The following is a 26,521-nucleotide window of genomic DNA, read 5'->3' as shown; positions in this document are numbered from 1 at the left end:
GGGAAAAAGGGTTGAGCTCGCATAAAAAAACCGGGCGACTTGCGTCGCCCGGCCGGGGGGGTTCCACTGCCTTTGAGGAGCCCTTAACTCAACGCAGGATCGCTGCGGCGTCCTGCTTCTGTACTAGCGCGTGGCAGAGCACGGTGGTTTCGCTTGCCTGTGCGAGGCCGCGCTCGGCGCCGCTCACCTGCTTCGCGCGGTCCTTGAAGAAGGCCTGCAGGCGGTCGGCTTCGTCCTGCGAGCAACCGCCACCGCCGACGAGATCGGGAAGCCTGCCGCCGGAGAAGCTGCCGGTGCGATCCACGATCTTGTCGTAGTTGGTGGTAGCCCACTGCCATGCCGCATCGCGTTCGGTGCGGGTATCGCGGCCGCCGCGCAGCAGCATGCCCATCTCACCCACCTTCACCTTCTTGTCGAGGGCGAAGTTGCGCACCTGCAGGGTCAGTGCCGGATCGTTCGCTTCCGAGAGACCGTCGAGGATGGCGTTGCGCTGCGCCGGGTCGCTGGTCTGCGGCAGTTCGGCGATGAGTGCGTCCACCGCCGGCTTACCACGCTCCTGCACGGCCACGGCAAGCGCGCTGCCGATCAGGTCAGGGTCGGCGGCGGCGAGGTCGAGGCGGCCATCGGCCTTGCGCTTCAGTGCGGCGTCACCCTGCTTGAGCAGTTCGGCGCGCACTTCCGGCAGCTTGACCACCAACGCGAGTTCGTCGGCGAGGGTGTTGCGCAGCAGGGAGTCGCTGTCGGCCTCGTTCGCCTTGCGGTGATAGCCGAGCTGGGTCATGCGCGGCAGGTAGGCGGCCTTGGCCCATGCGGTGAGCTTGGCGCGCTGCGCATCGGTCTGTGCAAGGTTGCGGTAGATCCAGTTGAAGCTGCCCAGCGGCGCGACAGCCACTTCGCGCGTCTTGGACGCCGTCAGCGGCTTGAGCGCGACGAGCATGTCGCCCGCATCGAGGTCACCGTGCTTGAAGCTGGCGTAGACAGCGTCGGCGTAGGCGAGCTGTTCGGCGTCGTCGAGCTTGCCGATCTGCTTGCCGAGGTTGGTGAGGTCGCTCTTCGCCATGGCGAAGCGGTAGTAGCCGCTGCCATTGGCGTTGGGCAGCACCCACGTGCCCTTGCTCGCGTCCGTGAGCACCATGGAACCGGTGGCCTTGTCGAGCAGCTCGCAGCTCACCTTGCTGCCGTTGGCCGTGCCGTAACGCACGCACATCGGCACGCCCCATACTTGGCTCGTATCGCCCTTGCTGCCCACCGGCAGGTAGCGACTCTGGCTGAGCTTGAGCACGGTCTTGCCACCGTCCTGGCTCAGCTCGGTCTGCACGTAGGGCACGCCCGGCTGGTTGAGGAAGCTCTTGAAAGCCTGCTTGAAGTCGTCGCCCTTGTCGGCGGCTTTCGCGATGGCGTCGATCAGGTCATCAGCGGTGGCGTTGCCAAACTTGTGATCCTGGATGTACGCGCGCATGCCCTTCTGGAACGTGGTTTCACCCACGTAGCCTTCGAACATGCCGAGCACGGCGGCGCCCTTCTGATAGGTGATGCCGTCGAACGCGGTTTCGATGTCACCGTTGCCGGTGATCGGCTGGCGGATCTTGCGCGTGGTAACCAGGCTGTCGCCGTTCATCGCACCCTGCGCACCGCGCACGCGGTCGAGGTCAGCGCGGTATTCCGGATGTACTTTCTGCGTCACCTTCTGCTGCATCCAGGTGGCGAAGGCTTCGTTGAGCCACAGGTCGTCCCACCAGGCGAGCGTGACGGTATCGCCCGTCCACTGGTGCGCCAGCTCATGTGCAGTGACGTTGAACGAGCCGCGCACGTAGCTGGCCGAGGAATCCGGATCGATCAACAGCAGCCAGTCGCGGAAGGTGACCAGGCCGGGGTTTTCCATCGCGCCTGCGGAGAAATCCGGTGCGGCGAGCAGGTCGAGCTTGTCCCACGGATAACCGAAGCCGTAGTAGTCCTCTAGCGTGTGGATGATGCTCGGCGTTTCACCCAGCACGTGCTGCATGCGATGGCCTTCGCCCTTGGCGGCGATACCACGCAATTCCAGCGTATCGGTGCGGTACGCGGTCGGCGAAATGTCGGGGCCCTTCACCACGTCCCACGGACCCACGCCAAAGGCGACAAGGTAGGTCGGCAGCGGCTTGGTGGTGGAGAAGGTGAGCTTCTTCCAGCCCTTGCCGGCGGCTTCTTCCTTCACCTGCTTGGTGTTGGCTACGCCCACTTCGTCGTCGGGAATGGTCAGGCGAATGTCGAACGGCGTCTTGAAGCCGGGCTCGTCGAAGCCCGGAAAAGCGAAGCGCGCGCTGATGGGTTCCATCTGCGTCATCGCGTAGGGCTGGCCCTCGTGGCTGACCTTGTACAAACCCTGCAACTGCTGGTTGAGCGGCGCGGTGTAGTCAAAGGCGAGCGTCAGCTCCTGCGGCTTGAGCGTGCTGCCGAAATCGATGCGCACCACGCCTTCCTGCGGGGCCACTTCCACGTACTTCGCCGCGTGTGCCTTGCCCGCTGCGTCGGTAACGGTGACCTTGCCGATCTTCAGCTCGCGCCCATGCAGCCACAGATGATCCGACGCCTGCGTCAGCTTGACCTTGATGACGGTGGTGCCGGAGAAATCCTGCTGGCGCGGATCGACTTTGAAGTCGAGCTGATAGGACTCGGGCTGCGCCCAACCCGGCAACCGGCCGTGGGGCTGATCATCGGCGGCGGGAGCGGCCAGGGCGGCGCCACAGCAGGCGGCCAGCGCGGTGAGAACGAGTGGGCGGACGAAACGACGCATGCGAGGGAGCTCCCCTGGGGAAAGACAAACCTCCACGCTAGGTGCAGCCATGACTTTGGACACAGTGCCAGAAGGCATGAGCGCGCCCTTTTGCGACCCGGCTGAGCACGCCAACCGCTTTACATTGCCCTGATCGATGAATAGCCCCATGATGATAGGTATCAACTATCAATCTGATGGAAGGTTCCACCCATGAACCTGCGCGACCTGCACTACCTCGTGGCTCTGGCCGAACACCGCCATTTCGGCCGCGCAGCCGAAGCGAGCTTCGTCAGCCAGCCTACGTTGTCCACCCAGATCAAGAAGCTGGAAGACGAATTGGGCGTGGCGCTGGTCGAGCGCACGCCGCGCAAGGTGCTGCTGACGGAAACGGGACGCGAGATCGCCCGCCGCGCGCGCGGCGTGCTGTCGGAGATCGAAGAGATCAAGGCGATTGCGCAACGCACGCGCGATCCGGAATCGGGCACGTTGCGCCTGGGGATTTTCCCTACGCTGGGGCCTTATCTGTTGCCGCATCTGGTGCCGCAGGTCCGCAAGCAGTTCCCCAGGCTCGAGCTGCTGTTGGTCGAAGAAAAGACCGAACAGGTCATCCGCCTGCTGCGCGAAGGTTCGTTGGACGTGGGCATCCTCGCACTGCCGCTGCACGAAGAAAGTCTGCACACGGAATTCCTGTTCGAAGAGCCCTTCGTGCTTGCCGTGCCGGAGAATCACCCTCTCGCGCACAAGCAGAAGCGGCTGAAGCTCGACGACTTGGAAGACGAGAGCCTGCTGTTGCTCGAAGACGGCCATTGCATGCGTGACCAGGCGCTGGAAGTCTGTCAGCTTGCCGGCGCGGGCGAGCGCTCGGGCTTTCGCGCCACCAGCCTGGAAACGCTGCGCCAGATGGTGGCGGCAAACGTGGGCATTACGCTCTTGCCGACACTCGCCATCAAGCCGCCGGTGGCCCGTACGGACAACGTGCACCTGCTGGAATTCGCCGGCCATCCGCCCAGCCGCCGTATCGCCCTGGCCTGGCGCAAGAGCTCGTCGATGGGGACGTTCCTGCAGCGTTTTGCGGAGGTGATCCGCGACTTGCCCGCCGGGCTGCTGCAGCCGAATATCACCGACGCCAAGCCTGCACGCTCATCGGGGCGCTGACGGGTCCATGCAGCGCGTTGTCCTGATCGGGTTGCTGCTGATCGCCCTGCTGGGCGGCGTGCACTGGTGGCACCACCGCCCGATCGCGCATGGTCCCGGTGTGCTCGCGCCGGATGCGCCCACGCAGGTCGACCTGGACGAAGGCACCACTCTCCAACGCGGTGATATCACGCTGGTCACGCGTGCCCGTTTCGAGCTCACCGCGCGCGTACTGTCTCGCGAGGATTACCACTTCGACGCCGGCGCCTCACTTGCTCCGCTTGATCTGGCGCTGGGCTGGGGGCGTATGTCCGACAGCGCGGTGCTATCGCAAGTGCAGATCAGCCAGGAGAACCGGTTCTATCACTGGCACGTGGATCACTTTCCCATTCCACGACGCGAGATCGAGCAGTCCAGCGCCAACATGCACATGATTCCTGCCGATGACGCTGCGCGTCGCGAGCTGGAGCGCGTGCGCTCCGGTGAAGTCATCCACCTGGAAGGCTTTCTGGTCGATGCCAGCCGGCCCGGCGGCTGGCGCTGGCACACGTCAATGACGCGCGACGACACCGGCGATGGCGCCTGTGAGCTGGTTTACGTGGAAAGCGTGGAACCTGCGCAGTAACACGACAGGTGCCCGCCGCCATCGCCTAGAGCCTGGGATACGTCACGCCGGTACCGCCCAGCCCGCAGTCACCCTCCGGGTGCTTGGATAGATACTGCTGATGCTGATCTTCGGCAAAATAGAACGGGCTAGTCAGCGCGATTTCCGTGGTGATCAGGCCGTAACCGGCACGCGCCAACTCTCTCTGAAAGCGCTGTGCCGACGCTTCGGCGTCGGCCAACTCCCGCACGTCGCTGACGTAAATAGCGGAACGGTAGGGCGTACCCACGTCTTTGCCCTGGCGCATGCCTTGCGTGGGATCGTGGTTTTCCCAGAACACGCGTAGCAAGGCGTCGCGATCGACGTTATGTGGGTCGTACACCACACGCACCACCTCGGCGTGCCCGGTTCGCCCCGAGCACACGTCGTCGTAAGTAGGATGGGCGGTATAGCCACCCGCATAACCGGCTGACGTGCTCAACACGCCGGGGACGGTCCAGAACAGGCGCTCCGCACCCCAGAAGCACCCCATGCCGACGACAAGCACGTGTGCCCCCGGAAAGGCCTCGGGTTGCAACGATGTGTGCAGCACATGATGCGACGCGGAGGGCACGATGGAATGGGCACGGCCGGGCAACGCATCGGCGTGCTGCGGCATCCGTTGCTTGAAGGTGCCTGTACCGAGCATGCGCCCCCCGTGGCGGTTCGACTTGCCCGCGATGGCGGCCCGCGAGCAAACCAACGAGGCGTGGAGCCTCTTGCGTTAGTAACGCAGCAAGGCGTGCAGCGGTGTACTGTCCTGCTGCCAGCGTTCGCGCCCCTGCAGTTCGGCCAGTTCGATCACCACGCTCGCGCCCACCAACTGCGCGCCCAGTTTGAGCACCAGTGCGCGCGCGGCGGCGAGCGTTCCGCCTGTCGCCAGTACGTCATCGACGATCAATACCCTTTCACCGGGCCGCAACGCGTCATTGCGCGCCTCCAGGCGATCCATGCCGTATTCGAGCTGGTAATCCACCGACACAACCGGCGGCGGGAGTTTGTTGGGTTTGCGCAGCGGGACAAAGCCGGCGTGCAGCTTCTGCGCCAACGCAGCGCCGAAGATGAACCCGCGCGATTCGATGCCACACACAGCCTGCACCCCACTGCCCTGCCAAGGCTCGGCCAGCGCGTCGATGCATCGCGCGAAACCGCCCGCATCGGCCAGCAAAGGCGTGATGTCGCGAAACATCACCCCCGGCTTAGGGAAATCCGGAACGGCGCGGATAAGCGAGGCAATCGGTTGCAGTGAGGCGTCCAAAGTCGGTGCTCCGATAAGTCGAGGACAATGCGGCAGGATAACGCGCATCCCCGGACGTACCGGCGACGGGCATGGATCCATGCAGGGGGGGATAGCTACCGGGCGACGTTACTCAGCAAAAGGCCGGTTGCAGCGCGTCGGGATCTTCGTCGGGATCGTTGAGCGCCAGCCGGGCCTCCCGGAGATCCTGCTCGACCTCGCGCACGACCTGCTCCGCCGCAGCCAGGCTGGACTCCGGAACCAACACGGCAACGTAGTCCAGGGCGGGCAGTTGCCCCACGGCCCCGGTCAGATACTCGCCTGAGACGAAGGCCGGGATCTCAGCGCGCTCCAGCGCATCCTTGACCAGATGGGCGTCGATCAGGCTTTCGGCTCGGTAGGCGATGCGCATGGGCTCAAGCTAGCTCCACGGAGGCACATGGGCAAGTTCTTGTTTGAGGTGTGTTGTCGGGGTGAAGACAGCCGTTCGCAGCCATTTGCCGTCCAGTTCCTGCCCGATCAGACAACTGAAAAGTCGACGGGACACCCCCACCTAAGGAAAGGGTAAACTCACCTGTTTCCACTACCGCGCACGAGCCTAGCTCCGATGTCTACCGAAAACGCCGCCGTTGAACCCATCGCCTCGCCCGCTGCCCCGCAGGCCGACGGACAACGCGCCGATGTTCAAAGGGATTTCATCCGCCAGATCATCCGCGAGGACCTGGCTACCGGTAAGCATCACGCCATCCGCACGCGCTTCCCGCCCGAGCCCAACGGCTACCTGCACATTGGCCACGCCAAGGCGATCTGCCTGAACTTCGGCATCGCCCGCGAGTTCACCGGCTGGTGCAACCTGCGCCTGGACGACACCAATCCCGGCAAGGAAGACCCGGAGTTCGTCGAGGGCATCAAGGACGACGTGCGCTGGCTCGGCTACGAGTGGCACGACCTGCGCCACGCCTCCGACTATTTCGAGGTGTTCTACGACGCTGCCGTCAAGCTGATCAAGGATGGCGTGGCCTATGTGGATGACCTGAGCCCGGAAGACATGCGCGCCTATCGCGGCACCCTCACTGAAGCCGGCCGCAACTCGCCGTTCCGCGATCGCAGCGCGGAGGAGAACCTCGATCTGTTTCAGCGTATGCGCGCGGGCGAATTCGCCGACGGCGCCAAGACACTGCGCGCGAAGATCGACATGACGTCGGGCAACATGAACATGCGCGACCCGGCCATCTATCGCATCCGCAAAGTGACCCATCAGAACACCGGCGACGCCTGGCCGATCTATCCGATGTACGACTACGCGCACTGCTTGTCTGACGCGCTGGAAGGCATCACGCACTCGCTGTGCACGCTGGAATTCGAAGACCATCGCCCGCTGTACGACTGGTTCGTCGACAAGGTCGACCTGGTCAATCATCCGGAGCTGTGGACGCACCTGCGCGAAGGCGGTTTCCGCACGGAACCGGCCAAGCCGCGACAGATCGAGTTCTCGCGCCTCAACCTCTCCTACTCGATTACCAGCAAGCGCAAGCTCGCGCAGTTGGTGAACGAGAATCTGGTGGACGGCTGGGACGATCCGCGCATGAACACGCTGCGCGGCCTGCGTCGCCGTGGCTTCACGCCTGGTGGCCTGCGCCTGCTCATCGAACGACTGGGTGTGAGCAAGCAGAACAGCATCATCGATTACTCGATTCTTGAGAACTGCGTGCGCGAAGATCTCGACGCTTCCGCGCCGCGCCGCATGGCTGTGCTCGATCCGCTCAAGTTGGTGATCACCAACCTGCCGGAAGGCCACGAAGAACAGCTCACGTTCTCCAATCATCCGAAGGACGAGAGCTTCGGCACGCGCAGCGTGCCGTTCTCGCGCGAGCTGTGGATTGAGCGCGAGGATTTCGCCGAAGTGCCGCCGAAGGGCTTTCATCGTCTCAAGCCCGAAGGCGAAGTACGCCTGCGTGGCGTCGGCATCGCGAAGTGCGAGGAGATGGTGAAGGATGCCGACGGCAACGTCATCGAACTGCGCTGCTCGCTGGATCTCGAATCGCGCCAGGGTATGCCGGGCGCCGATCGCAAAGTGAAGGGCACCATTCACTGGGTCAGCGCCAAGCATGGCGTGTCCACCGAAGTGCGCGTGTACGACCGCCTGTTCAATGTGCCGGACCCGGACGACGAGACCGACGGCAAGACGTGGATAGAGCACATCAACCCGGAGGCCAAGCGCATCGTCACGGCATGGCTGGAGCCGGCAGCGGCAAACGTCGACCCGGAACAGCGATTCCAGTTCGAGCGCCTGGGTTATTTTGTCGCCGACCGTATCGATCACACCGCCGGCAAGCCTGTTTTCAACCGCACTGTCACGCTGCGTGACGCGTGGACCAAGCAGGCCGGCTGACATCTGCATCACAAGGAAGGCTGCATGCTCCCTCAACAAATTCACCTGACCCTGCCGCCGTGGATCGGCGATGTGGTCGACACCAACAAGCGCTACGTCACTGACGAGGAACGCGTGGCTCTCGCTATCGAACTTTCACGCCTGAACGTCGAGCGGAGCCACGGCGGCCCGTTCGGTGCGGCGGTGTTCGATGGACAGGGACGCGTCGTGTCCGTGGGCGTCAATCGCGTGGTGCCGCAGACGTGCTCCGTCGCGCACGCGGAAATGATGGCCTACATGAGCGCCCAACAGCGCCTCGCAGCGTTCCGCCTCAATGCGGACGGTGGCCACTACTCCCTGGCCACCAGCGCGCAGCCGTGCTGCCAGTGCTACGGCGCCACCGTATGGGCCGGCGTGGATGAACTGCTGATCGGCGCGCGCGCCGAGGACGTGGAAGAACTCACGGAGTTTGACGAAGGTCCGCTGCCCGCAGACTGGATCGGCGAACTCGAGAAGCGCGGCATTGCTGTGCGGCGCGACATCCTGCGCGAGCAGGCGCGCGGCGTGCTGGCGGCCTATGGCCAGAGCGGACAGCACTATTGAGCCGCCTGCGTGCCGCCCTGCCGCTGATTCTGCTGGTCATCGCCGGCATCGCTTTGTTCAGCTCAGGCCTGATGGATCGCCTGCACCCCGAGCAATTGGTGCAGCATCAGGCCCAGATGCGCGCCAACATCGCCACCGCCCCGTGGCTTAGCCGGATCACCTTCATCGGCCTGCTGACGCTAGCCATGTCCACCGGCGTGCCGGGCACCGTCATCATCATCATGGCCGGCGGCTTTGCTTTCGGGGTGGTGGAAGGCAGCATCTACTCGTCCATCGGGCTGACGCTGGGCACGCTGATCCTGTTCCTGGCCAGCCGCTACGCCTTCGGCGCGGGCAGCAAGCACCCTCCTGCCCTGGTGGACAAACTACATCACGGCTTTGAGCGGCATCCGGTGGCCTACACCATGTTCCTGCGCTTCGTGCCTGTGGCGCCGTTCGGCCTCATCACGGTGGCACTGGCCTGGCTACGTTGCCCGCTGTGGCTATTCCTGGGCGCCAGTTGGCTGGGCGGCACGGTCTCCCTGATCTTCGAGACATCGATCGGTGCAGGTCTTGGGGACGCGCTGGCGCAAAGCCATGGGCACTTCGGGCTGGGCCTGCTGATGCAACCCCGCGTATGGATGCCGATCTCCGCCATCGCGCTGCTGGCCCTGCTCCCGCTGCTGGTGGAGCGTATTGTGCGTCGTCGGCATCGGAACGCTTTAGGCAACGCACCGGCTCATTCGCAGGATTGAGCCCATCGCCCTAGCCGACGGGCTACACCAGTCGGCCTGCTGCCTGGCCCGGTGAATCGCGCTAGGCTGACCACGCCTGACGCTTGATGGGTGTAAGGGATGCTCTGATCTATTCAACGCGGGTGGCATGATGTCCAGAAAGCCCGCAGGGTGCAGGGCGTGACGCAGCCCAGGCTGGTTGCCTGGGCAAGTTGCGCACTGCGGCATGGGGGCTTTCTGGACATCACCCGCAGGGCCGGCTCTGTTTGCCTGCCGCTGCGCGCCGCGCTGTATCGACAGGCCACCAGCCTGCCTTCACCAACGCAGCACACAGCGGCAGGCAAATAGAACCGGTGACACCCACGTTGAATAGATCAGAGCATCCTCAGGGGATCCAATGGGTACAGGGGCCAATTCCCGTACGGTGCAATGGTGGCGTCGCACGTCGCTGATGCAGCGGCTTGCGCTCGTCGCCCTCGTGCCCACCCTGGCGACAGCAACACTGCTGGTCGCGATGCTTGCGCCGCAGCAGTTGATGACCCTGCGCGGCATGGCGCAAAACACCGCCGATGCCATTGCGACCCAGGCGGCTTCCGTCACTGCCGCGCCGCTGCGTGACATGCAACGACGCGAACTCGTACGTATCGCTGAATCCATCGGTGACCTGCCCCACGTCGCCCGCGTGCAGATCCGCGCCGCTGATGGCGAAATCCTGGCTGACAGCCTGGGACGCAGCGGCGCCGACAACAGCGAAAGCCTGACTGTGGTACGTGACGTCGTGGATACGGATCGCCCGGGCCAACCCGTGCTGGGGTCCGTCGTGGTGGACGTCAGCCTGCGCGACGCCATCGCCATGCAGCAGGCCAGCCTGCGTCACGCCATGGTGGCGCTGGCGATCAGCCTGCTCTTGGCGGCGATCATTGCCTGGCAGGCCGCTCGCTGGATCAGCGCCCCGCTACGGCGGCTCGTGGACGCCGTGCACCAGCTCGGTCGCGGCGACCGCCACGTCGAAGTGGAAGTCACTGACCTGACCGAGATTGGCGAACTGCAACGAGGCTTCAACAGCGCGGCGATGGCCTTGTTCGACGTGCAGCGCGGCATGGAGAGCGAGATCGAACATGCCACCGTTGAACTAGCGCGCAAGAATGCCGCGCTCGAAGCTGCAAGCGTCGCCAAGGCACGCTTCCTCGCCGCCGCATCGCACGACCTGCGCCAGCCGCTCTATGCCTTGACGCTGTTCTCCTCGGCGCTCGCTGAGGACGAACGCGACCCTATCCGCCTGGATCGCATCGCGCATATCCAGGAGTGCGTGGAAGCACTGGACCACCTCTTCAGCGAACTGCTTGACCTGTCACGCCTGGAAACCGGCGCCATGCAGATCGAGATCGCCGAGTTCCCACTGGATCAAGTCTTCCAGGAAGTCAGCCGCAATTTCCGCATGATCGCCGAGCAGCATGGCCTGCGCCTGATCATGCGCACGACCGACCTGTGGGTGCGCAGCGACCGCACGATGCTCTCGCGCATTCTCAACAACCTGGTGAGCAACGCCTTGCGCTATACCAGCCGAGGCGGCGTGCTGGTGGTGGCGCGCCGCCGCGAAGACGGCACGGTGCGGGTGGACATATGGGATACCGGCATCGGCATCGCGCCGGAGCACCAGGTACGCGTGTTCGATGAGTTCTACCGCGTGGAGTGCCACGGCAACGAACACGATGTCAGCCGGCGCCGGGGCCTAGGCTTGGGCCTGGCCACGGTGCAGCGACTGGCCGAACTGCTCGACACGCGCGTGCAGCTGAAGTCCAAACCGCGGCGTGGCAGCGTGTTCAGTTTTCACCTGCCGGAAGTCCCCGCGCAGCAAATCGTGGCGGCAACTGCCACGCCATCGTCGCCCGACGTGTCCGGCATGCGTGTGCTGGTGATCGATGACGAACCCGCCATCCTTTCCGGCATTCGCTATCTGCTTACCAGTTGGGGATGCAAAGTAGCGGTCGCGGAGGATCGCATACAGGCGCTACAGGCGGCGGAGGAATGGAATGAACCGCCGGATATAGTGATCTCCGACCTGCGTCTGCGTGACGGTGAAAGCGGCCTTGATGTGCTCGCCGCCCTGGACGCGCATTACCAGATCGACGGCAATCCGCCCTTCCCGCGCCTGCTCATCACCGGCGAAACGCGCAGCGACCGGCTGCGTGAAATCATGGCGGCGCGCATTCCCGTGCTTTACAAACCCGTGTCGCCGGAGCAGTTGCGCGAAGCGCTGATGGATGCCTGGAGCGGATCACGCGCCACAGCCTGACCGGCTCAGCTTTTCGGAGCGACGCGCCGGGCAAGCACGCGGTCAGCCGGCAGGAAGCGATTGAAGAGATCGTCGACGAAATCGCCGCCCGGTGCGTCGTTGCGCGAGCCGCCCGTAACGTACAGGCCCTGCCAGTGCAGGCGACGCTCGCCGCCGGCTTCGTTGGCCTGCAAGCGCTCGACGAAGCCGCGTAGCCCACGCTGCACGCCATGCAGCGACTGCAGGAAGGCAAACGCCTCGCGCCGCTTGTGCGGATCACGCTCCATCGCCAGCACGGCGAGCGCCGCGGATATCAGTCGCTCAGTCACCGCGTCTGCTTGCACCTCCATGCGTCCATCCAGCACACCATCACGCACAGAGCTGGCATGCCGCCATCCAAGCACGCGACGGAATACCGAAGCAGGCAGCATGGAACGAAAGGCAGCATGACCAGGCAATGCCTCGAGGCCGGTCACCACCACGTAGACCGGAAGCTGCAGTTGGAGACGCCGCGTGGCCTCGACCGCCAGTCGATGCAGGCGATCCGCGTATATAGCGACAGCAGCCTCCGATTCGCGCAGGCTCTGTGCCGCCATGCAGATGACCAAACCATCCAGCGGCAACTTGCGACGCTCCTTCGCCAGCAGCAACAGAGCCTTCGACCAGGGCGCATCACCGTCGCCGATGGCCGCATGGGGAGAAGACAGGCGCGGGCCAGGCTCGATCGCCACCAGCGAGCGAAACACCCACCAATGCCACGGTCGCGTGTCATTGGCGCGCGACAGTTCGCGCGCGTGGGGTGAAGCAGCAGCGGCCTGCAACAACGAGCGTACGTCGGCGGCGCTGTCGCCAACGAACAGCAACCAGGGATGGCGGGACAACTGACGCCACCGGCCGCTGCGACGAAACGGATGGAGAATCGCGCCGCGCAGACGGCGAGCGGCATCCTTCACCGCGGCGGAAAAACTGCCGATGCCATAGCCGGAGTCGGTGCTGTCCGCCACGCGTGTATGCGCCCGCATCATCACCAGCGATTGCCAGGCAAGCGCGCCTATCCAGCCGACCACACCGAGGACGGCCACGATGATGCCGCCCATGAACCATGCCTGCTCCGATACACCCTGGCTGAAAACAGGCGCCACGAAAGCGACGAATACCAACAACACGACGAGCGTGGCCACCAGTTGCGCCAGCCGGCGCCCCAGCCAGGTTCCCGGCAGGCGCAGCACTGGCGACCCTGGCGTCATGTAGGGCTGCGGCGTCACCGACTCGCGCTGTAGCGATTGCAACACGACCAGTGCATTCGCGCCCGCCGGGCAATACAGCGCCTTGATGCGGCCGAGTTCGCCGCCGTCACCTTGTTCGTAGTAGTACTGGCCAGAGAACCCGAGCAGCAGGGCCATGCTGAAGACCTCGCGCACTTCTTCCTCGCCGCTGTCCAGCCGGCCGAGCTGATCGAAGAATTCCGTGGCCGCACTTCCCGTGCGGAATAGCACCTGCTGCAACGGGCCAACCCCACTGCCCCATCCGCCGCGCCGGGCCGCGATCTCGTCCAGCCAAGCCACGGCGGCGAACGCCGCCAACTCCACTTCGGCCAACGGCTTGCCGCGTGCGAAGGCCGCGCCACGCCCCTGGTCCACCAGCGCGAGTGCGCGAGCGTGTACGGACGGCCATTCGTCGTCAGAGAGATTCTGGCTTGCCGCCTGCTCGTCGATCAGTAAGCCATAGGCGAACAAAGGTGCGAAACATTCCAGCAGCCGCATGGCGTCGATAGCCGTCAAAGCCTGTTGCATGTTGCTCCATGGCCCCGAGCGGAACTCCCTGTGCCGATCGGGGATGCCCGCCGAAGTCTACGACGATATACGCCGTCGTGCCGACCTGGGAGCATGCGGGCGCCAACCCGCATGGAAATGGGGAACCCGCTCCGTGCGGGGGAGAAGAGGCCATCCATGGCAAACCACCGACCGGCACGAGCATCATGCCCGGCATGCCAGAGGCTCCAAAACGTTGGAAAGGGGCTAAGTGCAGTACGCCGCCGGCACAGGCCGGTCGGTCGCACGTGGCGCAACGCGCATATCGTGCCGGGATAATCGGTGTTCGGTATGCGACAGGTCAGCCTGCACGCTCCACCCGTTTTTCACCTTCACCGAAGCACGACGCCCGTTGAGCAACACCCCCATCGCGGTAAGTAAATTTTCGCGATCGACCGTCAGGCCGGCCATATCTCGTTGAGACTATGTCGTTCGTACGCTCTTTGAGGTTGCCGCGCACACAGCGTGGGGCTATGTTGCGCAGGCCGGATGTGCGGCAATGGAAGAGCCGCGGGCGCCATGGGGAACGACATGCGTATATTGATCGCAGACGACCATCGACTGATTGTCGAAGGTGTCAAGCTCAAGCTGACCGAGCTTGGGCCGGATACGTCCTTTGTCACTGCCATGGACATGGCGGAACTTCGCGCAGCGATTCATGCGCCGGAGGCCTCGTCGCTATCCCTCGCGCTCATCGACTTGGCCATGCCCGGCGTGCAGGGCAGCGAGCATCTGGCCGAGGTGATCGAGCACCTCCCGCAGGTTCCCGTGATGGTGCTCTCCGGTTCCGAAGACGGCGCGCTGATGAAAAGCCTGCTGGCCATGGGCGTGCAGGGCTTCATTCCCAAGGCCTATTCGCCGGATATCATGCTATCCGCCGTACGCTTGGTGCTGTCGGGCGGCGTCTACGTGCCTCCGCTGCTCTTGCAGGAGCGCGCCGATGGACCGGTCTCCGCACCCGCTGCCGTGGCCGCACAAACAGCGTCCAGCGCTGCCGACTCTCTGGAAGAACGGCTCCGCAAGTTGCTCACGGAGCGGCAGATCGATGTGCTGCGCCTGCTTTCGCAAGGCAAGCCAAACAAGCTCATCGCACGGGATCTCGGCATCAGCGAGGGCACGGTGAAAATTCACCTTGCTGCCATTTTCCGGGCGCTCAATGTACGCAACCGGGTCGAAGCCGTGGTCGCTTCGCGACGCATCAGCGGCCTCTGACCGGGTACTTCCACCTTACGGACTATCGCTAGCGCCAGCCCATGTTCGCCGGGATGCTCTGATCTATTCGGGGATCACGCCGTGTCGAAGGAAAGGATCGCAAGCTATCGCAGAAACGCCAACCGCGTGCGCTTGGCCTGCGCGCGGGTCGCGGTGTTGCTCCTGCTCACTCTGCTTGGCGGTACGTCCGCCTGGGCCGATCCGGCGCATGCCACCGGGCACATCAACGGGCTGACCTTCGGCATCCTGCCCATCGGCGGCCCCTCCGAGTCGTTGGCCGCCTGGCGCCCGATGCTCGACGACCTCAGCCACACGCTGCACCTGCCCATCCGCAGCCTGTCGGTAAGCACGTATGAAGGACTGGGCGAGGCCATGGCCGAGGAGCGCGTGGACTTCGCCTTTGTCTCCGGCCGACTCGCGTTGGACGCGGTGATCCACGATCGCATGCAGGTGATCGCCCAGCTCACGCGCAGCAACGGCTCGCGTGGCTACTACTCGGTGCTGCTCGTGCCCAGGGACTCGCCGCTGCGCAGCCTGGACGACCTGTTCAAGCAGCCGGGCAAGCTGCGCTATGCACGCGGGGAAGTGTTGTCGGTCTCCGGCTATCTCGTGCCCGAAACCCAGGTGTTCGCCAACCGCCGGCTGGATTCGGACACCTTCTTTGCCAACGTCACCGTCGACAACCACCAGAACAATGCACTCGCCGTCGCCAACAACGAGGCCGACGTCGCCACCAACAATACCGCTGATCTCGAACGATTCGCGGAACGGTTTCCCGACCAGTACGCACGCCTGCGCGTGCTATGGACGTCCAGCCTGATTCCCCATGCCGTGGTGGTGATCCGCACGGACCTTCCCGCCGACCTGCGCCAGCGTGTCGCCGCAGCGCTCACCTCGTATGCCAAGGGCAAGAACGCCCAGGCGGAGCTGGCGAAGCTGCACCTCATCCACGACATCAGCGGCTTCACACCCACCGGCAACGAGACGCTAGTGCCTTTCGCCGATATCGAATTCAACCTCGACCGCCGGCGCGCTTATAGTGCGCAATGGGTCAGCGACGCCGCCATGCAGGCTCGCCTCAAGAAGATCGATGCCGAGCACGAGGCGCTGGTGCGCCAGTTGATGGCGCCCAGCTCTCCGTGACTGTCGCGCCCCTTAGTGGCCCGGCATGTCCTTGATGTTGAGGGTCTGGCCGTTGGCCATGATCATGTCACCCGGCTTCTGGCCAGCCGCGCACTGCCCCACCCAGCGGCCCGTGCTGGTCACGGTCATGTCGGCGTGGCCCATGATGGCGGGGTCGTAGGTGATGTGGCCCTGGGTCGAATAGGCGCTGTCACCCTGGTAGGTGGTTTCGCTATGGCTGGTCATGTTGACCGCACCGTTGGGCGTATTGATCTTGCAGACAGCGTCCGTCACGACCTTGTTGCTGCCCTGCACGTCGATCTTGAACTTGCTGCACATCTGGCCGCTCATGTGCGTGCCCATCTTGTACATCGCCGTGTCGGTGTCCGCGTCAAGGCAGAACTTGGTGGTCTGGGGCTGGCCGCCCATGCCGGAGGTCTGCATGTCCCACAGACCCGGTTTGCGCTTGGGCATGTTGGCGGGGATATCCTGCGCCAGAACGACACTGGCCATACCCAGCAAGGAAACGGCGACCAACCAGCGACAACGTGAGGACATGGGGTTCTCCAATTCGCCCAGGGGTGGGCATGCGGGTGGCAAGGTAGCGCCAAATGCGTCCGGCGTCATGCCGGCGCATTTCGCATCGCAACATGCCCCCTCGTTCAGGGCCCCATAGACCATTCGCACTATGGCGCCTCGCGCTAGAACGAAGTGGGTATCGAAGGGTTCGCAGCGTTTCTTTACAGTGCCAATCAGGGCGACTCCGCGCTGCGGCGCGCCTCATGGTTTTTTTCATCCCCTGACTGCCGGAATTCCGCGCCATCATGTCTTCAATCTGCATGTGCCAGCACCGAAGGCCCCAGGAGCGATGTACGCCCCTGCCGCCGGCGTGCGGCTGTGTCGGGGAGGGATGACGCATGGAACCGCGCGCACATGTGTTGCCCCGCCTGTTCATCGATGTGGTTTTGCCCAGCACCATCGCCGCCCTGGCGCTGATCCTGGCGCTGTGCGTGCAGCAGACCCACAACCTGGCCGAACGCGTCGATGCCACGGCCAGCCTGCGGCTGGCACGGCTTGCGGGCGAACTGGATGCCACCAGCGGCGCCCCATCCCAGGCCGCGCTGGACCGGACCCTGCAGGAGGGCAAGGAAGATCGGGTCGTGCGGGTGGAGTGGCACGGTTCGGACGGCACCCTGTGGAGCAGCGGCACCGCCGGCAACGGCGCTACCTACCGCAGTGAGGTTCAACCCCATGGCAGCGCCTCGTCATGGGTGAGCATGCAGGTGGATACGCACCCCCTGCACCAGGCACAGGCCATGGTCTGGTTGCTAGGCGCGCTATGCGCGACAGGTGTACTGGTGCTCGCCTGGCTGGCGCGTGTATCCATTCGCCATCGCGTGCTCGAGCCGCTGTCACAGGTGCGCTATGCGGTGCACGAGTTGGTCAATGCACGACACCCGCAGCTCGACAATACGCCGGCCGCCACCGAGTTCATTGAATTGCGCAAGAGCCTGCAACGTCTTTCCGAACTGCAGGAGGAGCAACGCCGCGACTGGAGCGCGATGCAGCACGACAACGCCGTGGAGGCGCTGGATCGCCTGCGCCAGAGCCAGGCCGCCACGCGCAGCAAATCGCAGTTTATCGCCCTGGTCAGCCATCATTTCCGGCAGCCGCTGCAGGCGCTGGAACTGTTCGCCGCTGGCCTCGACCAGAATGCCAGCCAGGAGCAGCAGTCACTGTTCCAGCAGATGCGCGGCAGCATTGCATCGATGACGCGCCTGCTGGATGCGCTTCTGGAAATCTCCCGGCTCGACGCCGGCGTGATCGCAGTGAAACCCGTCGGCTTCACCGCCGCCGAGCTGTTCATGCGCGATCGCACCTCGCTCAATCACGAAGCCGTGCAGCAGCAAGTCACGCTCACATGGCGAGGCAGCCGTCACCAGTTGCACGGTGACGCAGACGTCGCAGCCAGCCTGCTCTATCAGTTGGCCAGCAACGCCATTGCCAATGCCCCGGCAGGACGCGTACTTATCGCCGCGCGCCGCCGCGGCCAATCCATCCGTATTGAAGTGCGGGATAACGGCACAGGCATCGCCGTGATCCACCAGCAGCGCATCTTCGAGGAATTCGTGCAATTGCAGGCCGGTGAAAGCGAACGGCGCGGCGGTTACGGGCTTGGCCTCGCCATCGCTGAACGCCTCGCCCGATTGCTGGGCACTCGCATCGGCCTGCGCTCGGAACCCGGACGCGGCAGCACCTTCTGGTTCGACCTGCCACGCATGCCGGTCATGGAACGCCACTCCACCAGCCCGCAGAAACAGGCGCCCGCCACCTGGCGGCAAGCGAGCTGAGCTACGCCCACACTATCTCGAAACAAAAAAAGACCCGCGTTTCCGCGGGTCTTTTCGTTTATTTGGTGGGCCGTGATGGATTCGAACCATCGACCAATAGATTAAAAGTCTACTGCTCTACCAACTGAGCTAACGGCCCACACTTCAAAAGCTAGCCCGATATTTTATGGGCTGGAGGCTCACGGCACAAGCGAGGCCCGTTCAGGCATAGCGCGTGGGATCGGGCAGGCCGGCGGCGCTGAATCCCTGGGCCCTGAGGTGGCAGGCGTCGCAGTGGCCACAGGCGCGGCCCTCGGCATCCGCCTGATAGCAGCTGACCGTCTCGGAGAAATCCACGCCCAGTCGCTGACCTTCGCGGGCAATATCAGCCTTGCTCATGCGCATCAGCGGCGCATGGATGCGGATGCCCGCCCCTTCCACACCGGCCTTGGTCGCGACGTTCGCCAGCTGCTCAAAGGCCTCGATGAAGGCGGGACGGCAGTCGGGATAGCCCGAATAGTCCACCGCGTTCACACCGCACCAGATATCGGCGGAACCCAGCACTTCAGCCCAGCCCAGGGCGATGGACAGCATGATGGTGTTGCGGGCAGGCACGTAGGTCACCGGGATGCCCTGCTCGCCCGTCTGATCGAGCGGCACGTCGATGTCCGCGGTGAGCGCGGAACCACCGATGGTGCGCAGATCCACGAACACCGTCTTGTGCTCGACGGCGCCCAGTAGGCCGGACACCCGCTCAGAAGCCGCCAACTCGGCGTTGTGCCGCTGGCCATAGGCCACGCTAAGCGCATGCACCTGATAGCCCTGTTCGCGGGCGATGGCGATGGTGACCGCCGAGTCCATGCCGCCGGAAACGAGCACGACGGCCTTGCGGGGAGAGGTTTCAGACATGGGATGACTTCCACTCAAAGGTTCAGGCCGGTGATCCGGCCGACAAGCGCCACCAGCAACACAGGCCGGCACGCGGAAATTCTAGGGGGACGTCAGCGACGGGGCCAAGCAGCCTCGTGCTGCGCGCAGATGCGCGTCAGTGCCCCGGCTCGTCGTTCCACAGCAGTTTGTGGAGCTGCAGTTGGAAACGCACGTCGAGCTTGTCCTCAATGATCCATTCCGCCAGCTCACAGGGCTTGATGGCGCCGTGCACGGGTGAAAACAACACCATGCAGCGCTCGGTGATCCGGTGTTCGGCGACGACGTCGCGCGCCCATTCGTAATCCGCGCGGCTGGCGATGACGATCTTCACCTGATCATGCGGCAACAGATGCTCGAGGTTCGACCACAGGTTGCGAGCGGCCTCGCCCGAATCCGGGGCCTTGAGGTCCATCACTTTGCGAACGCGTGGATCCACCGGCGACACGTCCAGCGCACCGGAGGTTTCCAGCGATACGTCGTAGCCGGCGTCGCACAACCGCTTCAACAGGATCAGACAGCGCTTCTGCGCCAGCGGCTCGCCGCCCGTCACACACACGTGCTTGGCGCCATGCGAGGCCACGTCGGCCACGATGTCGTCGATCGCGCGCCAGTCGCCACCGTAGAAAGAATATTCGGTATCGCACCACACGCAACGCAGCGGGCAGCCGGTCAAACGCACGAAGACAGTGCGCCAGCCGATGGCATCCGCCTCGCCCTGGATGGAGTGGAAGATCTCGGTAATGCGCAGGCGCTCAGCGGGCGCCTGCGTCGACGTGGTGGGAGCCACGTTCGTGTTACTGCCAGTCACGACAACAGCCTCAGTTGGCCGGCTGGGCCTGCAGGCGGCGCAAGCGCTCCTGGGCTAGGCCTGCAGCCCGGGAGCCGGGGTACTTCGCAGTCACGTTCTTCAGCGTGGTCTTACCGGCATCGAGCTGCTTGAGTTCGATCTGGCTGTAGCCCACCTTGAGCAGCGCGTCGGGCACCTTCTCGCTCTGCGGGAATTGGCTGACCAGATGCTGGAACGCTTCCATCGCCACCTGGTAATTGCTGGTGGCGTAATACGACTCGCCCAGCCAGTAGAACGCATTCGGCAGCAGCGAGCTGTCCGGATACTGCTGGATGAAATTGCGAAAATCACGCGAGGACTTCACGTAGTCGCCAGCACGCAGCGACTTGAAGGCGTCGTCGTAGGCGGCCTGCGCCGTGGCATTGTTGGCACCCGCGGCGCCCTTGCCCGTCGCAACCGGTGGCGCACCTGCAGCAGCCTTGCCTGTGCCTGCCGCTGGCGGCGGCGGAGCAACCGGGGCGGCAATGACTGTGGGTGCAGGGGTATTCGGCGCAACGGCATTCCCCGGATTGGCGCCCGCAGCACCGGCACCGCTTTCAAGGCGGCCCAGACGCGAATCAAAATCCGTGGATTGCGCTTTGTTCTTGTCGTTGGCTTCCTGCAACTGGTGCTGCAGTTCCTCGATCTGGCCCTGCATCTGCTGCACTTGTGACTGCAGCGCCTGCACTTGGTTGACCAGCGTGGTGCCGTTCTGATTCTGCGCCTGCTGCTCTAGCCGCGACACGCGGTCGGCGAGGCTGAGGCGGGAATCCTGTGCGTGGACCGGGATACTAAAAAGCATGGCGGACGCGATTGCGCCCGCCATGCCCATCCTGGCCGTGAAGCTATTAGCCAGTCGCTTCTTCATTACTTCGCCGTGTAGACGATCTCGACGCGACGGTTCTTGCTCCAGCAGTCTTCGTTGTGCTCACGGCACACCGGCTTTTCTTTGCCATACGAGATCACGTTGATCTGGCTGGCCGAGCCGCCGTTCGACTGCAGGGCGCTGGACACCGCGTTACCACGGCGCTCGCCGAGGCCGAGGTTGTACTCGCGGGTGCCGCGCTCGTCAGCATTACCTTCCAGACGGATCTGCGCCATCGGGCGATCCTGCAGGTACTTGGCGTGGCACGCCATGATCTGCTGGAACTCCGGCTTGATTTCGTCCTTGTCGAAATCGAAGTACACAACGCGCTGACGCAGGCAGGCATCGGTATCGAGATCAGCCGGGGTGTACTTGCCAGCGGTCGACGGAGCCGGGGTGGTCATCGGCGCTTCCGGCTGCGGCTGCGGCTTGACTTCCTGCTTCTTCGAGCATGCGGCCGCGCCAACGCAGAGCAGGGCGACCAGGGCGACGCGAACGGTCTTATTCATGGTGGACGTTCCTTCAAACAGGTTTGAGTTCCGACAGTCAATGATGATTGCGGTTTCGGGACAGTGTTCGCCGGTGAACCGGCTGTTATTTTGACATTTTGCTGCCGGCAGTGCGCTGTCTCGCAACCGCCTGCCCCGCCTACCGCGACGGATTGCCGCGGCGGGCAAGCTGTTTGATCCGGCGTGAGGCCTAAACCTTCACGCTCGGATCACATTGCCGTGACGCTTTCGCGCCTCGACATGAACTGCTTATCGCTGACGATAGGGACCCCAAGCCGGTTCGCGAACGTCACCGTCGGCCAGTACCAAGCGCTGACGGACGAGACCATCTGCGGACACTGCGTACAGCACGCCACGTCTTCCTTCGGATGCGGCGTACAGCAACATACTCGCGTTCGGCGCGAAACTCGGTGTTTCGTCGATCGGACCCGGCGAGATGAAGCGCACCTGCCCACCCAGACTGCGATCCATGATAGCAATACGATACACGTTCCCGTTGCCCTGCACCATCGCGATCTGCTTGCCGTCGTAGCTGATCGAGGCGTTGGCGTTGAACTGGCCCTGGAAGGTGATGCGTTCGGCACCGCCGCCGCCCGCCGACATCTGGTAGAGCTGGGGCTTACCGCCACGGTCCGAGGTAAAGATGATGCTCTGGCCGTCCGGGGTCCAACGCGGCTCGGTGTCGATGGCCAGGTTGTTAGTCAGGCGGGTCTCCGCACGGGAGCCCAGGTCCATCGAATAGATCTCGGGGTTGCCCTGATAGGAAAGGGCCAACGCCAGCTTCGAGCCGTCCGGGGAGAAGTTCGGCGCACCATTGATGCCCTTGGCGCGGGCCGAGACCAGTTGGCGCGAACCGGTGGTGATGTCCTGCACGTAGATGGCCGAGTTGCCGCTTTCGAACGACACGTAGGCGATCTTGCGACCGTCCGGCGACCAGGAGGGGGACAACAGCGACTCGCGCGAACGGGCCACGACCTGCGGGTTGTAACCGTCCGAGTCGGCCACTATCAGCGAGTAGGTGGTGTTATTGCCCAGGCCCACGGCGGTGATGTACGCGATGCGGGTCCAGAACGCGCCACGCACGCCGGTGATTTTTTCGTAGATCGCATCGGCAATCTGATGGGCTACGCCGCGCAGGTCACCGGCCGGTGCGGTATACGCCTGGGCAAGCAGGCTCTGCTGACGGTTGACGTCCCATAGCTCGTACTCGATGCGCATCATGCCGCCGCCAGCATCACTAATGCGGCCCACGGTGATGTAGTCCTGCTTGAGCAGGCGCCAGGTGGCGAAGTTAATGTCCGCACCCTTCGACGGCGTTTCCACGATTTCGCTCTTGGCGAGCGAGCGGAATTTGCCGGAACGGTTGAAGTCGTTGCGCATGACATCGGCGATGTCGGTGGGCAGCGGTGCCCCACCCGCCTGCGCGAACGGCACGACGACAATCGGCGTGGCCGACTTGGTCACGCCTTCCACTGTGCCGGTGAGGGTGGAGGTCTGCGCGGATACCAGACCCGCGAACAGCAGGCCCAGGATGCCAAGCAAGAGGACCAGATAACGGGAAGTCTTTTTCATCAGGTCATCACCTATGGCTTGAAGTACATATCAACAGTGCGGCTAAAGACACTTTCAAATCCCTTGTATGGCAACTCGTTGGCCCTCATGGCCGCGTCTTCGACGGATTTGCGGCCTGCGTCGTCAAACGGGCAGCTCGAGTCGACCTTGGCACTGACGACCTGACCACCCGGCAACTGCACGATATGCAGCAGGCATTGCTGATTGGTCGGCATGTTATCCGGGCCGACCCAGTTCTGTTTGAGCGAATTCTGAATCGCCGCGAGATATTGCGCGCGCAACCCGGCGTCTGGACCATTGCTGCCGGTCTGCTTCTGGGCTGCATAAGGCACGTTGTCGACGCCGTTGTCCTGCGCGTTCTTCAGATCTTGCATCTGCTGCTTGGCCTGGTTGGCCTTGCTTTGCGCCTGCTTCACGGATTTGTCGGCCGCGTCCATCTTGGCGAACAGTTCGTCGACCTTCTTCTGCTCTTCTTCCTTGTGCTTGGCCGCCTGGGCGTCCAATTCGGCGGCGCGCTGGCGCTGCTTCTCTTCCTGTTCCTTCTTGGCGTCCTCTGCCTTCTGGATACCTTCGGCCACGACCTTTTCCTGATCCTTCGTATCCGGATGCTCAGGCGGAGGCGGCAAGGTCTTGATCTTCGGCGTTTCTTCCGAGGGCGGTGGCGGCACGCTCGGCGGCGGCGGCACGGTGACCGGTACGGGCTTATTGACCTTCGCCGACTTCGGGGGCGGCGCGCCGGTGACACCCACCAGCTCGGCCTCGATGATTTCACCCTGCAGGGACACCGGCTTGGTGCAGGTGATCGGGTTCCAGTCGGCCGGCAGGTGCAGCGTCTCGAACAGGCTTTCGTAGAACGAGCACGGCACCACCGCGAGGGCCAGGAAGCCCACGATGCCTAGATGGAGAACGGCGGAAAGGACAACCGCCTTGGACGTGCCCTTGGGGGAGTCGGCCCTCATTTCTTGGTGCCCGACTCCGGCGCGCTCATCAGACCGACCTTGGCCACGCCGGCCTGCTGCAACTGGGCCAGCACCTGGTACACGCCTTCGTACTTGCCATCACGATCGCCAGCCACGAGCACGCTGACCTCCGGGTTGGCCTTCACGAACGCGCCAACCTTGGTCTGCATGGTGGCGGCATCGACGGGCTGACGCTTCTCCGTGCCCATGGTCAGGTACAACTGGCCGTTCTGGTCGACCACGACGATCACCGGATCTTTCTTGTCCTGCAGCGACTTCGCGTTCGCTTGCGGCAGATTGACGTCGACGTTCTTGTTGATCATGGGCGCGGTGACCATGAAGATGATCAACAGCACCAGCATCACGTCGATGTAGGGAACGACGTTGATCTCGGATTTCAGCTTGAAGCGCTTGTGGCGCATAGAGCTACGCATCGCTTAGCTCCTCTGCTCAGGCCGCTTCGTCGGTCTGGATCTGGCGCTGCAGCACCGAAGAGAACTCTTCCTGGAACACTTCGTAGCGCGAGGCGACGCGCTCAACCTTGTTGGCGAAACGGTTGTACGCCCACACCGCCGGAATGGCCGCGAACAGACCCATGGCGGTCGCAATCAGCGCTTCGGAAATGTGCGGGGCGACCACAGCGATGGTCACGTCCTTCATTTCACCCAGGCCCTGGAAGGCGCCCATGATGCCGATGACGGTGCCGAACAGGCCGACGTACGGGCTGATCGAGCCCACGTTGGCGAGGAATTCCAGGTTGCGCTCCAAGCGACCAATCTCGCGGGTACCAGCCACGCGCATGGCGCGCTCGGAGCCTTCGATGACGATGCGCAGGTCATGCACGCGGCGCTGACGTTGACGCACGAACTCGCGGAAACCCGACTCGAACACGTTCTCCATGCCGCCGTTTTCCGCGCCGCGGTTGCTGACTTCGCGGAACAGCTGGGCGAGATCGGCGCCGGACCAGAAGCGCTCCTCGAAGCCCTCCGCCTCTTCCATCGCCTTCTTCAGCTGCTGGTGTTTGCGGATGATGATCACCCAGGAGAGGAAGGAGAACACCAGCAAGACCAGCAGGACGGCCTGTACCAGAACGCTCGCTTCCGCGATCAGTTTGAAAATGTTCAGTCCACCGTTCATTGCTTGAAGGTTCTCCAGCGCACGTGCTTAATTTTTAGGGGGAAGGCCGGGGATGAGGTCGGCCGGAATCTGCACCGGACGCATGCGGTGGATGTCGACGCACGCCACGCGTACTTTCGCGCGGATCAGCTCCGCACCGTCCGCCCGGCGGATCGTCTGGGCGAAAAGGATACTGGCTGCCCGCCGTTCTTTGATTTCCACGCTTACCGACAGTTCATCATCCAGCAGGGCCGCCCTGAGGAAATCGATCTGCATTTCCCGGACCAGGAAGGCCAACCCCGAGCTTTCCTTGACCAGGGATTGGTTGATACCCATGGCGCGCAGCCATTCGCTGCGGGCACGCTCCATGAAACGCAGATAGCTGGCGTGGTAGACCACCCCGCCCGCGTCGGTATCTTCCCAGTAGACGCGCACCGGCCACTGGAACGGGTTGCCGGCGTTGGCTGGCATAGCGTCAGACATCGGAGTTATCGCCGATGAAAAGGTCGGCGGCCACGGGTTGCCGCGGCGGCGGGGTCAGGCCCAGGTGACGCCAAGCCTTGGCGCTGGCCATGCGACCGCGCGCGGTACGCACCAGGAAGCCTTGCTGGATCAGGTAGGGCTCGACCACGTCCTCGAGGGTGCCGCGGTCTTCGCTGAGGGCAGCCGCGAGCGACTCGACGCCCACCGGGCCACCATCGAAGTTTTCAATGATGATGGACAGCAGGCGACGATCCAGCTCGTCGAACCCTTCGGCGTCGACCTTGAGCATGTTCGTCGCCGCACGCGCGGCGTCATGGGTGATCTGACCATCCGCCCGCACCTCGGCGTAATCACGCACGCGACGCAGCAGGCGGTTGGCGATGCGTGGCGTGCCACGCGAACGGCGGGCTATTTCCTGCGCGCCCTCAAGCTCACAGGGAATACCCATGATGCGCGCCGAGCGACGCACGATGGCGGTGAGCTCGTCGGGCGAATAAAACTCCAGACGCTGCACGATACCGAAGCGGTCACGCAGCGGCGCCGTCAGCAGGCCGGCGCGCGTGGTAGCACCGATCAGGGTAAAGGGTGGCAGGTCCAGCTTGATCGAGCGTGCCGCGGGGCCCTCGCCGATCATGATGTCGATCTGGAAGTCTTCCATCGCCGGGTAGAGCACTTCCTCCACCACGGGTGAAAGGCGATGGATCTCGTCCACGAACAGCACGTCGTGCGGCTCGAGATTGGTCAGCAGCGCGGCCAAGTCCCCTGCCCTTTCAAGCACGGGGCCAGAGGTGGAACGCAGGTTGACGCCCAGCTCGTTGGCGATCACATGACTGAGCGTGGTCTTGCCCAGGCCCGGAGGGCCAAAGATCAGCACGTGGTCCAGTGCGCCGCCACGCTTTTTGGCGGCCTCGATGTAGATCGACAGCTGCTCGCGCACCGCCTGCTGGCCCAGGTACTCGGCCAGCCGCTTGGGACGGATCGAGGCTTCCAGGGCCTCGTCGTCCATCTGGGCGGCGGCGGTGACGATGCGGTGTTCGGTCATAGGCGAAATTATG

General features: G+C 63.9%; 25 protein-coding genes and 1 tRNA gene. 9 read left to right on the top strand and 17 right to left on the bottom strand.

What is annotated here, in order from left to right; genetic code table 11:
* Positions 1 to 88 precede the first annotated feature (88 nt).
* The gene (locus DYST_RS19635; RefSeq protein WP_239947732.1) at positions 89 to 2,773 is read right to left on the bottom strand and encodes a M1 family metallopeptidase; all 2,685 of its coding nucleotides are present in this window, start codon (positions 2,771 to 2,773) and stop codon (positions 89 to 91) included.
* A 192-nt stretch (positions 2,774 to 2,965) separates the two neighbouring features.
* Between DYST_RS19635 and oxyR the strand changes: the two genes are divergently transcribed.
* Together oxyR and DYST_RS19625 are read left to right on the top strand one after the other, a co-directional pair.
* Positions 2,966 to 3,910: a DNA-binding transcriptional regulator OxyR gene (oxyR, locus tag DYST_RS19630; protein ID WP_102300831.1), complete on the top strand. Its 945-nt coding sequence runs from the start codon at positions 2,966 to 2,968 to the stop codon at positions 3,908 to 3,910.
* A 7-nt stretch (positions 3,911 to 3,917) separates the two neighbouring features.
* Positions 3,918 to 4,514 (top strand): hypothetical protein, encoded by a 597-nt coding sequence (locus DYST_RS19625; protein WP_239947730.1) that lies wholly within the window; start codon positions 3,918 to 3,920, stop codon positions 4,512 to 4,514.
* A gap of 25 nt (positions 4,515 to 4,539) precedes the next feature.
* Here DYST_RS19625 and msrA read toward each other — a convergent pair whose 3' ends face one another.
* From msrA to DYST_RS19610, 3 genes are all read right to left on the bottom strand, one after another.
* Entirely contained in the window at positions 4,540 to 5,181 is a 642-nt protein-coding gene (msrA, locus tag DYST_RS19620; protein ID WP_239947728.1) for a peptide-methionine (S)-S-oxide reductase MsrA, read from the bottom strand.
* Between the two features lie 75 nt (positions 5,182 to 5,256).
* Positions 5,257 to 5,778 (bottom strand): adenine phosphoribosyltransferase, encoded by a 522-nt coding sequence (locus DYST_RS19615; protein ID WP_102301089.1) that lies wholly within the window; start codon positions 5,776 to 5,778, stop codon positions 5,257 to 5,259.
* Between the two features lie 124 nt (positions 5,779 to 5,902).
* Entirely contained in the window at positions 5,903 to 6,181 is a 279-nt protein-coding gene (locus DYST_RS19610) for a DUF2007 domain-containing protein (protein WP_102300833.1), read from the bottom strand.
* Positions 6,182 to 6,376: 195 nt separating this feature from the next.
* Between DYST_RS19610 and DYST_RS19605 the strand changes: the two genes are divergently transcribed.
* From DYST_RS19605 to DYST_RS19590, 4 genes are all read left to right on the top strand, one after another.
* Positions 6,377 to 8,161, top strand: a complete 1,785-nt coding sequence (locus DYST_RS19605) for a glutamine--tRNA ligase/YqeY domain fusion protein (RefSeq protein WP_239947727.1) — start codon at positions 6,377 to 6,379, stop codon at positions 8,159 to 8,161.
* A 24-nt stretch (positions 8,162 to 8,185) separates the two neighbouring features.
* A complete protein-coding gene (locus DYST_RS19600) occupies positions 8,186 to 8,743 on the top strand; it encodes a deaminase (RefSeq protein ID WP_239947725.1) in 558 nt (185 codons plus the stop codon).
* Entirely contained in the window at positions 8,740 to 9,477 is a 738-nt protein-coding gene (locus tag DYST_RS19595) for a TVP38/TMEM64 family protein (protein ID WP_239947723.1), read from the top strand. The genes DYST_RS19600 and DYST_RS19595 overlap by 4 nt, the downstream gene beginning before the upstream one ends.
* Before the next feature lie 376 nt (positions 9,478 to 9,853).
* Entirely contained in the window at positions 9,854 to 11,752 is a 1,899-nt protein-coding gene (locus DYST_RS19590; RefSeq protein WP_102300837.1) for a hybrid sensor histidine kinase/response regulator, read from the top strand.
* Positions 11,753 to 11,757: 5 nt separating this feature from the next.
* Here the strand turns inward: DYST_RS19590 and DYST_RS19585 are convergent, their stop codons facing one another.
* Positions 11,758 to 13,524: a type VI secretion protein IcmF/TssM N-terminal domain-containing protein gene (locus DYST_RS19585; RefSeq protein ID WP_239947717.1), complete on the bottom strand. Its 1,767-nt coding sequence runs from the start codon at positions 13,522 to 13,524 to the stop codon at positions 11,758 to 11,760.
* Positions 13,525 to 14,073: 549 nt separating this feature from the next.
* On the opposite strand from DYST_RS19585, the gene DYST_RS19580 reads away from it, so the two are divergent.
* Both DYST_RS19580 and phnD read left to right on the top strand, forming a co-directional pair.
* Positions 14,074 to 14,754, top strand: coding sequence for a LuxR C-terminal-related transcriptional regulator (locus tag DYST_RS19580; protein WP_239947716.1), 681 nt, complete (start codon positions 14,074 to 14,076; stop codon positions 14,752 to 14,754).
* 81 nt (positions 14,755 to 14,835) lie between these two features.
* Positions 14,836 to 15,897, top strand: coding sequence for a phosphate/phosphite/phosphonate ABC transporter substrate-binding protein (phnD, locus tag DYST_RS19575; RefSeq protein WP_239947715.1), 1,062 nt, complete (start codon positions 14,836 to 14,838; stop codon positions 15,895 to 15,897).
* A gap of 12 nt (positions 15,898 to 15,909) precedes the next feature.
* Here phnD and DYST_RS19570 read toward each other — a convergent pair whose 3' ends face one another.
* On the bottom strand, positions 15,910 to 16,434 hold the full coding sequence (locus tag DYST_RS19570; protein ID WP_158241220.1) for a DUF3617 domain-containing protein: 525 nt from the start codon (positions 16,432 to 16,434) through the stop codon (positions 15,910 to 15,912).
* 359 nt (positions 16,435 to 16,793) lie between these two features.
* On the opposite strand from DYST_RS19570, the gene DYST_RS19565 reads away from it, so the two are divergent.
* Positions 16,794 to 18,227 carry a sensor histidine kinase gene (locus DYST_RS19565; protein ID WP_239947714.1) on the top strand — a complete coding sequence of 478 codons (1,434 nt, stop codon included), beginning with the start codon at positions 16,794 to 16,796 and terminating at the stop codon, positions 18,225 to 18,227.
* A gap of 63 nt (positions 18,228 to 18,290) precedes the next feature.
* Here the strand turns inward: DYST_RS19565 and DYST_RS19560 are convergent.
* The 11 genes from DYST_RS19560 to ruvB all read right to left on the bottom strand — a co-directional run bounded on the left by DYST_RS19560 (position 18,291) and on the right by ruvB (position 26,508).
* Positions 18,291 to 18,366, bottom strand: a tRNA-Lys gene (locus DYST_RS19560).
* 62 nt (positions 18,367 to 18,428) lie between these two features.
* On the bottom strand, positions 18,429 to 19,115 hold the full coding sequence (queC, locus tag DYST_RS19555; RefSeq protein WP_239947712.1) for a 7-cyano-7-deazaguanine synthase QueC: 687 nt from the start codon (positions 19,113 to 19,115) through the stop codon (positions 18,429 to 18,431).
* A 136-nt stretch (positions 19,116 to 19,251) separates the two neighbouring features.
* A complete protein-coding gene (gene queE / locus DYST_RS19550) occupies positions 19,252 to 19,944 on the bottom strand; it encodes a 7-carboxy-7-deazaguanine synthase QueE (protein ID WP_239947705.1) in 693 nt (230 codons plus the stop codon).
* A gap of 10 nt (positions 19,945 to 19,954) precedes the next feature.
* On the bottom strand, positions 19,955 to 20,830 hold the full coding sequence (gene ybgF, locus DYST_RS19545; RefSeq protein ID WP_239947704.1) for a tol-pal system protein YbgF: 876 nt from the start codon (positions 20,828 to 20,830) through the stop codon (positions 19,955 to 19,957).
* Positions 20,830 to 21,336 (bottom strand): peptidoglycan-associated lipoprotein Pal, encoded by a 507-nt coding sequence (gene pal / locus DYST_RS19540; protein WP_074550438.1) that lies wholly within the window; start codon positions 21,334 to 21,336, stop codon positions 20,830 to 20,832. Before pal ends, ybgF begins: the two co-directional genes overlap by 1 nt.
* 249 nt (positions 21,337 to 21,585) lie before the next feature.
* On the bottom strand, positions 21,586 to 22,908 hold the full coding sequence (tolB, locus tag DYST_RS19535) for a Tol-Pal system beta propeller repeat protein TolB (RefSeq protein WP_239947703.1): 1,323 nt from the start codon (positions 22,906 to 22,908) through the stop codon (positions 21,586 to 21,588).
* An 11-nt stretch (positions 22,909 to 22,919) separates the two neighbouring features.
* A complete protein-coding gene (locus tag DYST_RS19530) occupies positions 22,920 to 23,867 on the bottom strand; it encodes a cell envelope integrity protein TolA (RefSeq protein WP_102300844.1) in 948 nt (315 codons plus the stop codon).
* Positions 23,864 to 24,301 carry a protein TolR gene (gene tolR, locus DYST_RS19525; protein ID WP_102300845.1) on the bottom strand — a complete coding sequence of 146 codons (438 nt, stop codon included), beginning with the start codon at positions 24,299 to 24,301 and terminating at the stop codon, positions 23,864 to 23,866. Before tolR ends, DYST_RS19530 begins: the two co-directional genes overlap by 4 nt.
* A gap of 16 nt (positions 24,302 to 24,317) precedes the next feature.
* Positions 24,318 to 25,004: a protein TolQ gene (gene tolQ, locus DYST_RS19520; RefSeq protein ID WP_102300846.1), complete on the bottom strand. Its 687-nt coding sequence runs from the start codon at positions 25,002 to 25,004 to the stop codon at positions 24,318 to 24,320.
* A 27-nt stretch (positions 25,005 to 25,031) separates the two neighbouring features.
* Positions 25,032 to 25,454 carry a tol-pal system-associated acyl-CoA thioesterase gene (gene ybgC / locus DYST_RS19515; protein ID WP_428993997.1) on the bottom strand — a complete coding sequence of 141 codons (423 nt, stop codon included), beginning with the start codon at positions 25,452 to 25,454 and terminating at the stop codon, positions 25,032 to 25,034.
* Between the two features lie 4 nt (positions 25,455 to 25,458).
* Positions 25,459 to 26,508: a Holliday junction branch migration DNA helicase RuvB gene (gene ruvB, locus DYST_RS19510; protein WP_239947696.1), complete on the bottom strand. Its 1,050-nt coding sequence runs from the start codon at positions 26,506 to 26,508 to the stop codon at positions 25,459 to 25,461.
* Positions 26,509 to 26,521: the final 13 nt, after the last annotated feature.

This window comes from Dyella terrae, from assembly GCF_022394535.1.
Lineage (GTDB): Bacteria > Pseudomonadota > Gammaproteobacteria > Xanthomonadales > Rhodanobacteraceae > Dyella.
The sequence above is the reverse complement of the archived record's forward strand: the minus strand, read 5'-3'. Positions and strand labels throughout refer to the sequence as shown.

What these genes read in the sequence shown, in the direction of transcription:
- pal (WP_074550438.1), bottom strand. Translation starts at nt 21,336, where the DNA reads ATGAATAAGACCGTTCGCGTCGCCCTGGTCGCCCTGCTCTGCGTTGGC.
- DYST_RS19605 (WP_239947727.1), top strand. Translation starts at nt 6,377, where the DNA reads ATGTCTACCGAAAACGCCGCCGTTGAACCCATCGCCTCGCCCGCTGCC.
- tolR (WP_102300845.1), bottom strand. Translation starts at nt 24,301, where the DNA reads ATGCGTAGCTCTATGCGCCACAAGCGCTTCAAGCTGAAATCCGAGATC.
- DYST_RS19530 (WP_102300844.1), bottom strand. Translation starts at nt 23,867, where the DNA reads ATGAGGGCCGACTCCCCCAAGGGCACGTCCAAGGCGGTTGTCCTTTCC.
- tolQ (WP_102300846.1), bottom strand. Translation starts at nt 25,004, where the DNA reads ATGAACGGTGGACTGAACATTTTCAAACTGATCGCGGAAGCGAGCGTT.
- DYST_RS19600 (WP_239947725.1), top strand. Translation starts at nt 8,186, where the DNA reads ATGCTCCCTCAACAAATTCACCTGACCCTGCCGCCGTGGATCGGCGAT.
- DYST_RS19590 (WP_102300837.1), top strand. Translation starts at nt 9,854, where the DNA reads ATGGGTACAGGGGCCAATTCCCGTACGGTGCAATGGTGGCGTCGCACG.
- ybgF (WP_239947704.1), bottom strand. Translation starts at nt 20,830, where the DNA reads ATGAAGAAGCGACTGGCTAATAGCTTCACGGCCAGGATGGGCATGGCG.
- oxyR (WP_102300831.1), top strand. Translation starts at nt 2,966, where the DNA reads ATGAACCTGCGCGACCTGCACTACCTCGTGGCTCTGGCCGAACACCGC.
- ruvB (WP_239947696.1), bottom strand. Translation starts at nt 26,508, where the DNA reads ATGACCGAACACCGCATCGTCACCGCCGCCGCCCAGATGGACGACGAG.
- DYST_RS19570 (WP_158241220.1), bottom strand. Translation starts at nt 16,434, where the DNA reads ATGTCCTCACGTTGTCGCTGGTTGGTCGCCGTTTCCTTGCTGGGTATG.
- DYST_RS19580 (WP_239947716.1), top strand. Translation starts at nt 14,074, where the DNA reads ATGCGTATATTGATCGCAGACGACCATCGACTGATTGTCGAAGGTGTC.
- DYST_RS19610 (WP_102300833.1), bottom strand. Translation starts at nt 6,181, where the DNA reads ATGCGCATCGCCTACCGAGCCGAAAGCCTGATCGACGCCCATCTGGTC.
- ybgC (WP_428993997.1), bottom strand. Translation starts at nt 25,454, where the DNA reads ATGCCAGCCAACGCCGGCAACCCGTTCCAGTGGCCGGTGCGCGTCTAC.
- DYST_RS19585 (WP_239947717.1), bottom strand. Translation starts at nt 13,524, where the DNA reads ATGCAACAGGCTTTGACGGCTATCGACGCCATGCGGCTGCTGGAATGT.
- DYST_RS19565 (WP_239947714.1), top strand. Translation starts at nt 16,794, where the DNA reads ATGGAACCGCGCGCACATGTGTTGCCCCGCCTGTTCATCGATGTGGTT.
- DYST_RS19635 (WP_239947732.1), bottom strand. Translation starts at nt 2,773, where the DNA reads ATGCGTCGTTTCGTCCGCCCACTCGTTCTCACCGCGCTGGCCGCCTGC.
- queC (WP_239947712.1), bottom strand. Translation starts at nt 19,115, where the DNA reads ATGTCTGAAACCTCTCCCCGCAAGGCCGTCGTGCTCGTTTCCGGCGGC.
- msrA (WP_239947728.1), bottom strand. Translation starts at nt 5,181, where the DNA reads ATGCTCGGTACAGGCACCTTCAAGCAACGGATGCCGCAGCACGCCGAT.
- tolB (WP_239947703.1), bottom strand. Translation starts at nt 22,908, where the DNA reads ATGAAAAAGACTTCCCGTTATCTGGTCCTCTTGCTTGGCATCCTGGGC.
- DYST_RS19625 (WP_239947730.1), top strand. Translation starts at nt 3,918, where the DNA reads ATGCAGCGCGTTGTCCTGATCGGGTTGCTGCTGATCGCCCTGCTGGGC.